This window comes from Armatimonas sp., assembly GCF_043757465.1.
Classification (GTDB): Bacteria; Armatimonadota; Armatimonadia; order Armatimonadales; family Armatimonadaceae; genus Armatimonas.
Window position 1 is genome coordinate 20,564 of sequence record NZ_JAYVPL010000008.1, and the last position, 14,625, is coordinate 35,188.

Here is a 14,625-nt window from a genome sequence, read left to right on the forward strand (position 1 = left end):
GCGCTACCCCGAGAGGTCTTTGGGAGTTTTCCAGAAGATATCCAGCATCCGCTTCCAGAGCGCACGAATGGTCAGCGAGGAAACGGCGAGATAAAAAGTCGGGACGAAGAACCAGAGCCAAGCGGGCATGCTATTGAGAAGGGGGGCCTGAGTGAGGGCGAAAAATATCCCCGCCGCCGGGTTGAAGAGATTGATGAGCCAGGCCATCCAATGGAACCAGGGAGCAGGGTCAAACCGAGTATTCAGTAGGCTCGCCATGAGCGCCGGAGCCGCGTAGGTGATGGCGGTTAGCCCAGGGAGCCCCAGAAGCGGCACGATAACCCAGCCGCCCGCATTGCCCGATGCCTGCTGGCTTTTCTTACTCACCAAGGAGCAGTAGGTCGCTACCGACGCATTGAGCAGCGAGGTGATGAGGATCAAGACTTGTGAGGCCAGAAAGTTGGTCCAAGCCATGCCGGTGCCCACCGATGTGATAATGAGCGCGGGGAGCATCATCCCGTAGAAAAGTGAGATAGGACGGAGAGTGGCCGCCATCTTCCCCACCAGGATCTGGAGCGGCGAGTTGCGTGAGAGCAGGAGCGCATTCCAGGTCATTTTCTCGCGCTCGGACGTGATACTGGTAGCGGCCTGGAGGGGCATTGCGATCATGAGCACCAGGCACTGCAACACTACCAGAAAGCCATGCATTCCCCAGAAAGCGGGTTTGGGATCGGTGGTGCCTGCGGTGAGGGAGATCAGATAGAACATCCCCGCGTAGAGGCCAAGCGTGGCCATGATCCCGAGAATCTTCTCCGTGAGCTGCGTGGTGCCTTGCTTCTTCTCCTGGGTCCGTTTCTGTGCCAGGGTCTCTTTGTGGAAGACGGGGTTGTTGGTAATCAGGTGCTCCCACCACTCGGGCAAAGAGAGAGTGGAGGGGGGGGCGGCGATTGTCTGTGGGGGAGTGATCAGGGTGGGCAGAACCCGCTCGCCACTCGTGAGTGTCTCCCCACTGCGGAGCCGGGAGAGAAACACTTCGTCTTCTGCACTCAGTGTCGCGGGGGCAGGCTGGGGGGGCGACGGAACACGAACGGGGGGGAGGGTAGTGCGCGTCTCCTCGGTTTCTTCTTGTTTTACTCTGAGCATAGCAACTCCTGTAGATAACTACCTGATACGTCTAATAGTGGCATTTTATCGCCGATTTAACCAGAAAAATCTTTCGGTGCCCGCCAAATATCGCGCAGCATCCGCCGCCAGATCCTCACCGATGCTGTCACGGCAAAGAAGCAGTAGAACACGGGGAGCAGAAGGAGCACGGGCGAGAGCTTTACAAAGAGAGCAAGCGTGGTCGCTAAGCCGACCGCTAGTGTGAGAATACTCAGACCCGCCCCACGACGCGTGGCCTTGCTCAGGGCCTCTTTGAGGCTGGTACTCCAGAGAGAAGTCTCGATACCGACCAGCGTATTGAGCACGGTACTCGGCAGCAGGACGAGCGGAAAAAGAAGCAGGACAAGAGCGGACAGAACCCCATGAGCGACCACGGCGAGCACGATGCTGAGTAAGATAGCCTGAGCGAAGAGCTGTAGACGCAGAACATTGGCAGCCTTCCCCCCAAGAATCTGTGCGGGAGTGAGCTGCGTGAGCAGCAGAGCGTTCCAGGTGCGCTTCTCGCGCTCTGCCACAATCGTTCCCGCTGTTGAGGTTGCGGAGAGGAACAGGCCACTAATGATAGGGCCAATCATGGGGCCGATACTACTGCCACTCAGGTGCTCTAGAACCAGCGGGACGAGAGCGTAGCAGACCGCAAAGGTAATGAGGAGGGGACGTGCACGTCTCCAGAGCTTCTGAACCGGGGGGAGCGCCGCCCACTGGGCACGGGTGGCGCGGGCCTTCTCGCGGAGGGCTTCTGCCTTCGCGGGGGAGTAGTTCGCGGGGACAGAAACGGCGCTGACCTCCCGATGGTAGAGCGGATTTTCGGTAATCACCTCGCGCCAGAGTGCCTCCAGCGAGTTTTCCTGGGCCCGCTCCTCAGGGAGAGCTCGTTGCTTTTGGGAAGAGAGTGCCATGTCTATCTATCTACGACGTAATTCCAGCGCTCCGGTTGCGGGTACTAGCTCTCGTCGCTCTCTTTTTCTTTTGTTGGGAAGCGCACCGGGCGCAGGCTCGCCAGGCCCCAGAGGTTCATGACTAAGATCGCTCCCAGAGTGGGCATGCAGAGCACCAGTGTCGCCCAGAGCTTGGGCAGCGCATGAAACGGATCACCGCTGACCGCGAGCCACGCCCAGATACCAGGTGGCACCAGCCCGAGCAGGCCGCCCGCAAAGCAGCACAGCGCGCGGTGCCTCCCCGCCGGAGCCCGCATCGCAAGCTCCGCACCCATCCCGAGCGCAGCGCCCGAAGGCACCGCTTGGAGGAAGATCAGCCCCCATAAGATCTCACCCGCTTGATCGGGCGGCAGGCTCTGCTGGTAGGAAGCGGTGGCAATGCCCAGCGCCACGGCTCCTAAAAACGCACCGAGGAGTCCCTTCATCGGTTTAGCTCCCTCTCTGGGTTCTCTTCCTTAAACATGGTGGCTTTCTCTCCTCAGTTTTTTGCATTTCACCGAATTACCAGTACCTCACCCGCAGACTCAGCACGGAGACGGGTGCCATACATGGGGGTGAGAGCCGCAGGAAGTGCATGCGCTTGACCCGGTGTTTGGGCGCGTAGGTGGTACTCATAGACATGTTTGCCCTTGTCCAGAGAGCGGGCAAAAAGTGCGATCCGGTCATCACGGACATCTATATGGGAGTACCAGAAGTTCCACGCTCCGTAGGTATCCTCTTCCTCCAGAGTGCCACGGGCATTGGGCTCGAACCCTGAGGGGAAGCGGTCCTCCAGTAAAACAAAGTCCTGCGGCTCGCTGACCTCGACAATCAGCCGGACGCGAACCGTCTCTCCCTGGTTGAAGTGGGTGGTTGCGCCCTCGGGGAGGAGACCTTTTGGGCCCGATGCCAGCCGGATATACTCCCGTCGAATCTTCATGCCCTTGGCCTCAAGCACGGGCAGGACATCGGTTCTTGTTGTCTGGCGCAGGGTCGCCGTGGCGTAGCCGCCCAAAAAGGTGAGCTTGTTTTCGCCGGGCTTTAGCGCCGTTCCGGGAATTGTCGCTTCCAGTAGTTTGCCTTTACTTGCCAATGGGAAGGGTTTTCCATTGAGCTGGAGCGTGGAGGGGACAAGCTCCTGATCCCGTGCGTAGTCGGGGAGCTGGCAGAAAGTGGAGATCACGAAGGCCGTGTCGCGGGTGTTGCCGAAGTAGCCGCTGGTGCCTGTGGAGAGCAAGTAGGTGGTGGCCTTGCCGATCATCACGCTCTGGGAGCGAGCTGCGAGCAGCGCACGTAGGGCGAGTGCGGTCGTGGTGCGCTCGCTGCCGTCGCCCCAGTGCGCGAAGGCGCCGTCCACTTGGGCTTTTTGTTCCAGGGCATTGGCGTAGGGCACCGCGTCTATACCCAGGTTAGTGCAGGCCAGAGTGAGCCAGGCCAGTGTGTCCGCACGCTTGGCGCTCGCGAGGCCGAAGCGGTGCAGAAGCTCCGGTGCGAGCCCGCGGGCGCGGGCAGCGTCCACACGGCTGACGGCATAGAGTGCGAAAGCCGTGTCCGGGATGGGGTTTGTCTTTTCCGTGAGGAGTGCCCAGAGCGGCTTGGCTCCGCGCTCGAAAAGTGCGAGGGGTACGGGGAAGCCCGCATCACGCGCCTCAGCCAGACCCCAGAGTGCGTAGGCGGTGTGCCAGAGATCGAAGCCGTCTTTGTACCACCAGCCCCAGCCTTTGTCGCCGTTTTGCATTCCCGCCAGGCGCGTGACTCCCTCGGCGACTAGCTTCTTGTCCGCGACACCCGCTGCAATGAGTGGCACGAAGCGGCTGACGGTCTGCTCGACACAGCCGTAGGGGTATTTTTTCAGATATTCCGTTGCCTCGGCCACCGTTTCGTGCAGGCTGGGCGCGACCCGGACGGTGAGAAACGAGCGCTCGGCGACGGCATCAGCGGGCAGAGCGACACGGAGCGTGCCATCGGGAGCGAAGCCGTAGTTGGTCAGGGTTTCCCGTGCAAATGGGCGCACCGTGAGGGGAAGCTTGACCCCATCGGTGAGCTTGGTGTCTGTCCAGCCTTCTAAAACTACTTGTGTGGACTCGGAGAGTGCGCCGGGAACCGTCCAGCTCCAGGTGGCCTCCCCAACCGTTCCCGAGGCGACCGAGAGTGTCTTTTCAGGCTCGCGAAGTCCCGCTGCTTTGAGCCGAAGGTGCGCAGTCTGTGATTGGCCAGAGTTGTTGTGCACGAGGCCCGTGAGCCGCACCTGATCGCCCTCCACCACAAAACGGGGCATGTCCAGGCGCACAAAGAACGGACGATTGACAATGATCTTGGCACGGGCGTAACCGACCGCTGTTTCGTCGCTCACGGCATGGGCGACAGCGCGCCAAGTCGTGAGGTTGTCCGGGAGCGTAAAGGTTACTCTGGTCTTGCCCGTAGCGTCGGTGCGCAGCGCGGGGTTCCAGTAGGCCGTGTCCACGAACTTTTCGCGTGTCTTGACCTTGATGCCGTCTTTGCCGTCGCCCGCCAAGTAGAGAATCTCAAAGGAGTGGCGCGTGCGAACCTGGCTCGTGCGGTGGGGATAGAACGTCTTGCGTAGCGCCTTGGGATCGTCCTCTTTGAGCGCGTAGATCGCCTCGTCGGCCACCGAGAGTGCGAGCTCCGTCGCCACGGGTTTGCCGTCGCTGTTGGTGACCGCCACGTCAAAAGTGGCGGGCTGACCCGGCTCGTACTGGGGGTGCTCCGGAGTGAGGGCGATAGTTAATGTCTTGCGCGGCAGGGTGACCCGCAGCGGTGTCTCGGTCTGGAGGAGCTGCTTTTTCTGGACATAGACCGCGCGGAGCGAGACATTGGGGCCGTACTCATCGAGAACGGGAATCTCGACACGGGTCACACTCTGGCGAATCAGCACGGGAATGGCCTTGTAGATCTTCTCGCCCTCAATCGTGAGCAAGACCGTCTGACCGGTGTCCGCCGCACCGATCACCACGCGTGCCGTCTCGCCGGGGGCGTAGCTGCGCTTGTCGGTGGCCAGAGTCAGGCCGGAGAGGCGCGTGCTGTCGGCGCTGGTCTCGTCTTGCGGCGTCACCCAGAGAGTCTGGTGGGTCTGCGCCTCGTGTCCGGCACTATCTTTGGTGGTGGCAATCAGATCCAGATCGCCGCTCTTGGGGAGCGTGACCGTCAGGATGGCGCGCCCGTCGGGGCCGGTGGTTGCTTGCTGCGCAGGCAGGACGGTTACCGGGCCCTTCTTGTCGGCCCGTTCGACACGCAGGCTCACCGGCGAATTGGCGAGCGGTTTGCCGTCGTGGTCGCGCACCGTCACAAAAAGCCTCGTGGGCTGCCCAACCCGTGCGAGGTAGCCCTCGGGAGTGAGGGAGATCTTCACATTGGCCGCCGTCACACTCACCTCGGCGCTCTGCTCCACCTCGCGCTCCGCATTGTCTACCACATAGGCCGTGAGCTTGTAGCGCTCCGTCTGGGCGGGCGGCAGTTTCTTAGCGGGGTTTTCGGCGTCTTTCTCGTCTTCGCTGTCCGTGCGTGCGTCTTTCTCGGGCTCCGTGGGCAAGGAGAGAGTCAGACGACCCGTGCCATCCAGCGTGCCTTCCCCATCGGCGACCAGGCTTCCAGAGCCGTAGTCCTCGCCCGCCAGATCCTCCTCCCTGCTTGGCCAGCCGGTATTGTCGTAGTCCGACGACCAATCCGTCTCGCGGGTGAGGCTCCAGCGCACTTTTGCATGGGTGACGGGTGCCCCAAAGTAGTACGTCGCGGCAATGGTGGCGTCCAGTAAAGTGTTACGCAGGATACGTGTCTGCTTCGGGGTGACGCTCACCGAGAACTCGGGCTTGCGGTACGAGGCAATCTCGACGCTGTGGCTGCGTTTTTGCTCGCCGACCTTCACCTCAATGTCGTAGAAGCCCATCTGGCCCTCGGGATTGACGGAGAACTCCCCGGCAATCGCGCCGCTGGCGCTGATGGTTTTTGTCTCCTTGAGCAGCTCCAGTCCCGCCGGATCGGTGACCGTGAGCTGTGCCACTTCACCCACGGGCAGCTTGTAGGTCGAGGCGCTCCCGGACACGGGACGGCGCAGGATGGTCTTGTAGTGGACGGTTTGGCCGGGGCGATAGAGAGGCCGATCGGTGATGGTGTGCGCCACCAGGCTTCGGCTATCTTCCTGGTAGCCGTCCTGGGCATAGACCATGGTTTCGTCGTTCCCGATGCTCGCGAGTGTCGCCGTGCCGCTCCCCTCGGAGGCTGAAAGAGTCACCAGGCCACTGGTATCGGTCTTGCCCTGTGCGTGCACACTGCCGCCCCTAAAGTGCTGGACAAGTGCGCCGGTGCGAGGCGTGCCGCGCTCAATGTCTACCACGAAGGCGAGCAGGCGCTTATCGGCGGGCGAGAACTGCGTGATCAGTGCGGTGTCCGTGAGATGTACCCAGGTCCAGACCGTTTGTTTCTCGTGGATAAGGCGGGCGAAGTAGAGCCCCGGCTGGTTTTTAAGCCCTCGGAGCGGCAGGCGCATCGAGTAGAACCCTTCGCGGTCCACGCGGGCAATCGCCTCCGTATTTTCGGTGAGAGGCGTCTGGCAGAGCGGAGCCAGCGCGGGCGGCAGCTTGCCCACATCGTCGCCCCAGCGGTTACCCAGCCGCCCCAGCGCCGTCGCGCGCTCGGGTTTGGTCAAGACATCCGCGAGCCGTGCCCGAAACAGCGTGACGGTGATTTTCTCCCCCGCACTACCGATTCCCGTGAGCGCCAGAGTGGGGGTTTCCTTGGTTCCGTAGGTGCGCTGCTGCGTGTAGGCCAGCTCCAGTGTCGCGCCGTTCGGTTTCAGGCTGATGTTTTCCTGGGTGATCTTGGCCTCGACAACAGGAAATGTTTTGTAGGAGCCCGCGCTATGATGGAGCGCACCATCGCGCAGGGTGTACTTGCCGACGGGGATATGGCGGAAAACAAAATGCCCCTGACTATTGGTACGCGTGTGCCAGCGTCGGTTCTCGCTGTCGGAGCTGAGGGTAATCCGGGTGTCGCCGAGTGGTTTCCCATTGCGGGCAAAGGTCACTGTGCCTTCGACACCGCCGACGGGCTCGCTCTGGGTGAAGAGGTAGCCAAAGCCAATCAGGATGAGCAGCACGGCGGCGAAGGGAGCAACCAACCCCCCAGCCCCCGTCCAACGGGGGAGAGTGGAGGTACTCATTTCTGCTTCCTCTCGATCAGGTAGCCGATTCCCGCTGCGACGAGCCAGGCTAGCCCGATTCCCACGACGAGCTCCAGCCGTGCCAGGCGGGTCTTGTCGGCCAGCGGGGCGAGGTGGCCCAGAAGCTGCGCGAGGAGCGTCCCGACTCCCAGAGCAAAGAGCGAAGCGAGGCTCCTGGTTCTCTCCGCCGCCGCGCTCCAGAGCTGCCCGGCGAGCAGGCCCAGCACAAGAGTCAGTCCGGCGCGCGGGCCGTAGAGTACGGTGAGGGCGGCAGGGACAGCCAGCAGGGTCGCACCCGCACCCAGTAGCGAGCCCAGCGCCGCCGCGAGTGTGGGAAGCAGCCCGCCCAGTAAGAGGCCCAGCAGGAGATACTGCTCATGCAGCCCAAAGCCACGGGCATCGTCGAAGCGCAGCGCGACCAGTCGCCAGAGGGCGGCCAGCGCCACGGCGGCCAGCGCGGGCAGGAGCGTGTCCACCGTCTCTGTGAGGAGTGCCAGAGCGGCCAATCCGATCAGCAGCAGCGCGATCCCGTAGCCCTGCCCAAGATGATTCGCTCCACTCAGCGCCGCCAGCGTGAGCAAGACCCCGAGCACACGCCGCAGCGCGGTGTCGGCCTGGGCGAGCCAGACCAACATGAGTCCGAGCACCAGCGCGATTCCCAGGCTACCTAAAAGGGGAGCGGGCGCACCCACCGTGGCCAGTGCCAGCGGGCGCACGGCGAGTGCCAGCAGAAGCGCGTAGCCCCCTGCCCCGATCATCAGCCGCGAGGCGCTTGCCTTCCCCTGCCGGAGCACGGTCGTCAGCACGAGAATTCCCGCCGTCAGTACCATAGGAAAGCTGAGCCAGCCGGTCTTTATCGTGCCCGCCGGGCGAAAGGTTCCCAGGCACGATGCCGTCGCCACCCCGACCGTCAGTGCGCCGACCAGTGTCAGCGCCGGAGTTGCCTCGGGACTGCGCCACCCGATCACGCAGAGCGCGGCGAGCAGGCCCAGAGTTGCGCCCAGAAGATTCTCCCGCGGGAACATGCCGTGTAGGCTGAGCAACAGCAGCAGCGGTGCCAGTGCCAGCCCCGCCGCCGCCGTGGGCCTCTCTTGTAGCACGAGCCACCCGGCCAGTGCGCCGAAGACCCCGCCCAGCAATACCCCGAACCCCAGCGCCTGCCCCGGTGCGAAAATCCCCGCCGACGGCAGCGAAACAGCAAAGGCGAGCAGTGCCGGGAGCGCACTCTGCCAGGGGAAGGCGACCGGCTTTCGCGGCGGCATGAGACCGACCCCTCCGACCACTAAACTCAACACCAGCGCAACCACCAGCAGACCACGTTCCATGGGGCACCTCTTTAAGAAACTCTACCGGTGATTATACAGGCAACCACCCCTCACTGCGCTGATTTTTAGCCCCGGAAAGGCCGTGTTTTGGGCAGGAGAAACGCCGCCCGTGCCGCTGCATTCTCCGAGAGCGTGTGAGGATAGAGTCCCTCGATGGCGTACTGCACCTGAATCCGCCGGTCTGTTATGGCTTTCGCCTGCACCTGCGCCTCGGCTCGCTTCTGCGTGGCGGTCTGCTGCGCGGCGGCTTGCCCGCTCTGGGCATCCGTCCAGGCGCTCAGTGCCTGCGCCGCCTGCGCCACAAAGGTTGCCCCCAGCCCCGGCAGGCTCTCCGTGCTCAGGTGCGACAAGATCCCCGGTGCGTACTGCGCCAGCACGGCGCGGCTGTCCAGCAGGTTGGTTCCGATTCCGTACTGCGCTAGCTTGTGCGCGTTCTCTGGGTCGCGGGCAAACTTCTGGCTGGCCGCCGCCTGAATCCTGCGCAGAACCGCGATGAGCGCTTTGTGTGCCACCCCCTCAGCGGTCGTGCGGCCTTTGTGGTCTTGGTCGGCATCGAAGGCATCATCGAGTGTCTGGTGGCAGGTTGCCGTGTCGGCTCTGAGGGTCGCCACAAACGCGGGGGTGATCTCCACGGCCTCTAACTGCGCTGTAAACGGCTCTCTCTGCGCCGCCTGAGCAATTGTCTCCGTTGCCTGAAGGCTCTTGAGAGTGGCCGCATTCAGTGCGTTTCGTTTCTGTTTCATTGACTGTGATTTTGTGTTCATTTTTATCTCTCCCTGATATGCCAGCTAAGTTTCCTGACATGATTTTAGTACTTCCTGATATGTTTACTAAGTTCTTTGACATGATCACTAAATTTTCTTGCTTAGTTATTGTACTACCCTGTTGATCGATAGATGTACCCAGCCCGATTTGAGACTAAGAAGAACCGCCACAGTACGGTCGTGTGTGCCAAGACGATGGTTGATTCTGGCTAGCTGGGTTTTGACAGTGCAGGCAGAGACCCCAAGATGCTCTGCTAATGCCTGATCCGTGGCAATTTCTTGATCCACCATGAGTTGCAAAATCTCAAGTTGGCTTTTCGTGAGTGGGCATTCTTTTGCTAATAAGTGCTCTTTAAGAGCGGAAAACGGCATTGCTTCTCTCCTATAAACAACGAATAAAGCGCTGAAGCCTAGAGCCTAGAGCCTAGAGCCTAGAGTATTGTAGAGTCTTATGAGCGTTTCTGTCAATGAAGCCAGATTTTTATTTTTCAGACTGAAAATGTCTACTTTTGGATGACGCAGTAGAGTATATTTCTGCTATACTATAGGTACGCGTTTCTCTTGTAAGAGAGGAACTGATGAAGTGTTTTTTGGGGAGATGTGTCATCGGTTAGGATGCATTCATTGTGTGTTCGACGAGAATATTGAGACGAGTAATTTTTTGCTCTTGTAGAATGAGGTAGAGTAGCTATGAATGACTATTTTTGTAGACGGATACAGAAAATACATCTATACTTAGATGATATTAAGACGGATATGGGATTGCATTTTAATTTTCCTGCATTTTCTAAAATATCCATGTACTACATTTTAGTATGTGCTTTTATTTTGTTCCCTGGGAAAAGTTTTGCAGGACAAAATAGTGGTGGGAAATGGGAAATCCGGGTTGTCGTTACGCCTGGTGGAATGCATGGGGCTTTATCGGGTGGTAACGTTTCTAATGCTATTAATATTACAGGTGGTAATGGCAGTGGAGGCATGACTGATTTTGTGGGTAGCCATCCTTTTGGTGGTCCATTAACGGTTGAAACTGGTGGGAAATTTTCTTTAAACTTTGAGTCTTCCGCGTTTGCAATGCACGATCTCACCTTGCCCTATTTAGAGACCCCAGCTTATGCTGAAGCGTCAGTGGGTGGAACGTTTAAAGTATTCTTTATTTGGCTACCAGAGAATGGCAATCTGAGTGAGGATCCTCCCCCCTCCGAAGTGATTTTTCGTACGGAAAATGAATGGGGGGCAAAACCTCCTAAAGGAAATGGTACTGCTGAATGGGGAGCGAATAACTGGATACCAGCAGGCTATGTCCTGAAAGGGGGAGCTAGTGTTACAAATAGTGTGCAACTAGGAGACATAACAGGTACGTGGACAAAATTTGTTGTAATCCCTGGTCAACCAGGTGAAGTTGAATCAGGGTCTCCGAATGGTGCAAACCTTTGGGGAGGCACTGGTTCTGTTCATGTAAATCCTACTACTGGTATTGGTGTTTATGAACTTAATTTTGGATTAAGTACTGTTGCAAATGCTTTTGTTTATCTCGATTCGGTAACTGGGCCAACATCATTATTTAACAATTGTGGAACATTGTTCGATGGAGTGTTTTCGGATTCTTTTTCAGTACCAGCGCCCTATGCCTATGCTGTTGCGTATGGCCGTGCAATTATGAGGATTGGGTTTCAAATTGAAGGTAAAGATAATGGAAAAGGTGCAGCAAATTATACAGGGAAAGGGAGCGATCCCTCTTACACACGCTGGGTGCCGCTAGCTTTCTCTCCTAATTTAAATTCGCAACCATTTCGTATACAGCAAGGAGCTCTGCCGAAGCCGTGGGGAAATATTGACTGTCTCTATTCGATTCGTCAGCGTCAGGAAAATAATGCGGATAATCCCGGACAGATCATTAAGTACTGGCACCCTGATGTCAATGGTTCTGCCATATCGAGTTCGGGGGCATGGACGGTTGTCTATGATGCAAATGGAGATCGGCTTTGCTGGCTATTTGGATCTATCCCTGAGCCGGGGGTGAAATCGGAGCTTGTTGGAACAGAGCTGCGGCATGCAGGCCCTCCTGGGGCAATGCGTCAGCGGGGCAACTATACCTATAAGTTTAGTAGCGAAGGGAACCTACTCTGGTTCAAAGATGATCATGGGAATCAGCAGACACTGACTTGGGTTCCTAATGGAAACCTCTATGTGAGCGATTCTTCCTCGGGGCGCTCCCTGCTCTTTGAGCGATTCCCTGGAGGGTATTTCTACCGCGTGACGGCTCAGGGAATCCTTCCCACGATTACTTATTTGGATTTTGATGGAGGGGGGCATCTGACTCGTCTGATAGTCGCTTATCCCAATGGTACTTACGACCGAGATGATTCGTGGGCTTATGGTGGCCCGAATGGTGACTCCATCATTACGGAGTTTGTTGGTGGGCTGACTCGAACCAATACCTGGATTTCCGCACCCTATAAAGACTACAATGCGATGGTAACTCCCCGTCTCTCAAGCTTTACACTGGGGGATACTAATGATACTTCCAGCGCTGATCAGGGTGTTGCGGGGATTTACCAAGTAAATTTAGGCACGGCGACTTTAGGATATGGATCCTTTGGGGTTCGCTCACGAACTTTCTCTATCACGGATCCGCTGGGGGCAACCTGGAAAGAGATTCTTGGCGCTGGTACAAACTGGTTAGATAACTCGTACCATGAAACTATTCTCCGAAGTCGGCATGTTGAGGGACCCGACTACACAGGGGCACCGCTAAACTCGAACCATAGTACAATGGTTTTCTTGCCAGAGATGCGCGACCCCACTGAGATTACGCTGACAGATGCATTTGATATGGTCTGGAAGGCGTTCTTTAATTCCTTTGGCAATGTCACCAAGACCCGGAATCCATTTGGGCAGGAGTGGGAGTTTACGTACTCCACCGATGGGAAAAATCTGACGCAGGTCAAAGACCCGACCAATATCACGACAAATTACAACTATGGGCAATTTGGTTATCTCCCCTCGCGTCTGACGAGCATTCTAGATCATGCCAATGTGGAGCAGTTACGTCTAGGGTGGAACAGTTTTGGCCAGCTTGAGCAGTTAACCACTCTACCGACGACAGCCGCCAGCGGTTTTGAAGAAACTACCACACTGGAATACTTCAACACGACCGGCGACCTAAAATCAGTGATTGATCCCTTGGGAGGGCGGATTGACATCATCAACGTGGATGGGCTGGGCGATCCTGTTATGCTTGGCCTTTATCCGCTGACAGGTTCCTCGGTGACGGAGCCGCATCCCCTGGTGACTTCGCTTGAGTGGACGGCAGCGCAGGATGTTAAGTCGGTTCTCTTTCCCAATGGTCTCAAGCTTGAGCACACGATCAACCCTAAAGGCCAGCGGACAAAATCACAGGTGAAGAACTCCAGTGGAGCCCTGCTAGGGCAGTTCGACTTCGAGTACGACACGCGAGGGCGTTTGCACCATGCCTACGATAGTATCGGCGATCTCTTCAAAATCAAGTTCGATACTGCGGGTAACCTGACCAGGAGCATTGATGGCAATGACCACGCGACGGTTCTAACCTACGGGCTTGCGGGGGATGTGAGTGGGATAACCACGCCCACGGGGCGGCAAGCATCCTTTACCTATGACCGGGATGGTAGCCCGAAGTCCATCACAGATGCTCGGCAGATCACGACAAATTTTGGCTATGACTTTGCGGGACGGCCCGAGGTAACGTGGATTACGGGACAGCCCAATGAGATGGTTGTCAATCACTACGACAATGCGGGTCGGCTTACACTGGTCAACACTCCCACGGGCAAGAGTGTTGCGTTTGCTTACAATCATGCCAATAAGTGGCTTACCAGCGTGATAACCACGATGCCACTGGGAGGAGTCTATAGCCGCGTCCATACTGTCAGCTATACTTACTATCCTGATGGCAAGCGGCAGACCATGAGCACGCAGGCCACCGGGGTAGCGGCGACAACCACCAGCTATACCTACGATAAGAACGGGCGAATGAAGACCCTGACCGCTCCGGGTGGCGCGGTCACGAGCTGGAACTACGACTTTATCGGGCGTCCGCTCTCGCAAATAACGCTTTATTCGGGCGGTGGCAGTGCGGGCACGGTTTGGGAGTACGGAGTGAGCGGGCAAGCGGGTGACTACTCGCAGGCTCCCACCTACCTGCGTAAACTCAAGCACCTGGTCAATGGAAGCGTGGTGCGGGAGTACACTCTGACACATAACGTGCTGGGGCAGCTCTTGAACGTGGGGGAACTGGGCAGCACTACCAGCGCCACACACAGCTACGACTACGACAGCCGAGGACGCATCACGGGCGAAACGGAGACGCGTGGTGGCAGCATCAACTACAGCGGCTCGCGCAGTTATACCTATGATGCAGCGGACAACCTGAATGCGAGTGGCAATGGCTGGCTCTACGATGCGGATAACTTACTTCTGTCTGCTCCTGCCGCCGGTGGTCTTCCCGGTCTTAGCCCTATTGTGCATGATGCGCCATCAGGCAAAGTGCTTCGAGCGGGTGACAAGGCGTTCACCTACGATGCGTGGGGCCGCATCAAGACCGTCTCCCTGGTGAGTGGTTCCGGCGGCGGCGGTGGCGAGTGTCCCCCTCCCGGCCCTCCTGGCTCTGGCGGCAGCAACACGCTTCTGGTCAGCTACGAGTACGATGCGCTCGGACGCAGGTTCAGCGCCACCAGCGCAAACGACGTGCGCTACTTCGACTACGACGGCAGCGAACTCCTCGGGGAGCATCAGATCATTACGGGGTCGCCTGAACCCAATCCCGAATTTCAACCCAACCCAGAGGAACTGCTTGCCGCTTGCCTTGACGGAAGCCTCGACTTTGAGGAAGCCGCCGCGTTGCTGAACACCATTCAGAGTGGCTCGTACAGGCAGTATATCCGTGGCGCAACGGGGCTGATCGGCAGTGCGGGTGCGAGCATAAATGGCTACCTGCACGATGCTTTGGGCAATACGGCCAGTGTCACTCAGGATACCGGCAGTGGTAGCTCCCAACAGGTCTGGGAAGCTTCCTCTGGTAGTGACAGCCTTGGTAATCCTATGGATCCTGCGTCGTCTGGTGGTGGTGCGAATGCGCCTCCCTACGGCATCTCTCCGTTTCCGGGTCAGCGCGATTACAAAGATCCTGTCACGGGTTCGATCTCCGATGCAGATGATGGTCTGAGCGGTGTGTATGATCCGTCCGTTGGGGGGGATGAGGAAGACGACTTTCTTGGTGAGAACGGCTCGAATGGTCTGTACGGTGGTTTACTCAGTGC

General features: G+C 58.3%; 8 protein-coding genes. 1 reads left to right on the plus strand and 7 read right to left on the minus strand.

The genetic code is table 11. The features are described 5' to 3' along the window. Positions 1 to 3 precede the first annotated feature (3 nt). From ACH2ED_RS01100 to ACH2ED_RS01130, 7 genes are all read right to left on the minus strand, one after another. A complete protein-coding gene (locus ACH2ED_RS01100; protein WP_395088346.1) occupies positions 4 to 1,122 on the minus strand; it encodes a hypothetical protein in 1,119 nt (372 codons plus the stop codon). Between the two features lie 56 nt (positions 1,123 to 1,178). After that, positions 1,179 to 2,042, minus strand: coding sequence for a hypothetical protein (locus ACH2ED_RS01105; protein ID WP_395088347.1), 864 nt, complete (start codon positions 2,040 to 2,042; stop codon positions 1,179 to 1,181). Positions 2,043 to 2,086: 44 nt separating this feature from the next. Then, positions 2,087 to 2,506: a hypothetical protein gene (locus ACH2ED_RS01110; RefSeq protein WP_395088348.1), complete on the minus strand. Its 420-nt coding sequence runs from the start codon at positions 2,504 to 2,506 to the stop codon at positions 2,087 to 2,089. A 68-nt stretch (positions 2,507 to 2,574) separates the two neighbouring features. After that, positions 2,575 to 7,236, minus strand: coding sequence for an alpha-2-macroglobulin (locus tag ACH2ED_RS01115; RefSeq protein WP_395088349.1), 4,662 nt, complete (start codon positions 7,234 to 7,236; stop codon positions 2,575 to 2,577). Then, a complete protein-coding gene (locus tag ACH2ED_RS01120; protein ID WP_395088350.1) occupies positions 7,233 to 8,561 on the minus strand; it encodes a hypothetical protein in 1,329 nt (442 codons plus the stop codon). Before ACH2ED_RS01120 ends, ACH2ED_RS01115 begins: the two co-directional genes overlap by 4 nt. A 65-nt stretch (positions 8,562 to 8,626) precedes the next feature. Continuing rightward, positions 8,627 to 9,304, minus strand: coding sequence for a hypothetical protein (locus ACH2ED_RS01125; RefSeq protein WP_395088351.1), 678 nt, complete (start codon positions 9,302 to 9,304; stop codon positions 8,627 to 8,629). Between the two features lie 126 nt (positions 9,305 to 9,430). After that, positions 9,431 to 9,697 carry a LuxR C-terminal-related transcriptional regulator gene (locus ACH2ED_RS01130; RefSeq protein ID WP_395088352.1) on the minus strand — a complete coding sequence of 89 codons (267 nt, stop codon included), beginning with the start codon at positions 9,695 to 9,697 and terminating at the stop codon, positions 9,431 to 9,433. A 1,701-nt stretch (positions 9,698 to 11,398) separates the two neighbouring features. Here ACH2ED_RS01130 and ACH2ED_RS01135 point away from each other — a divergent pair. Then, positions 11,399 to 14,625, plus strand: a 3,227-nt coding sequence (locus ACH2ED_RS01135) for a hypothetical protein (RefSeq protein ID WP_395088353.1), incomplete at its 3' end; no start/stop codon positions are given.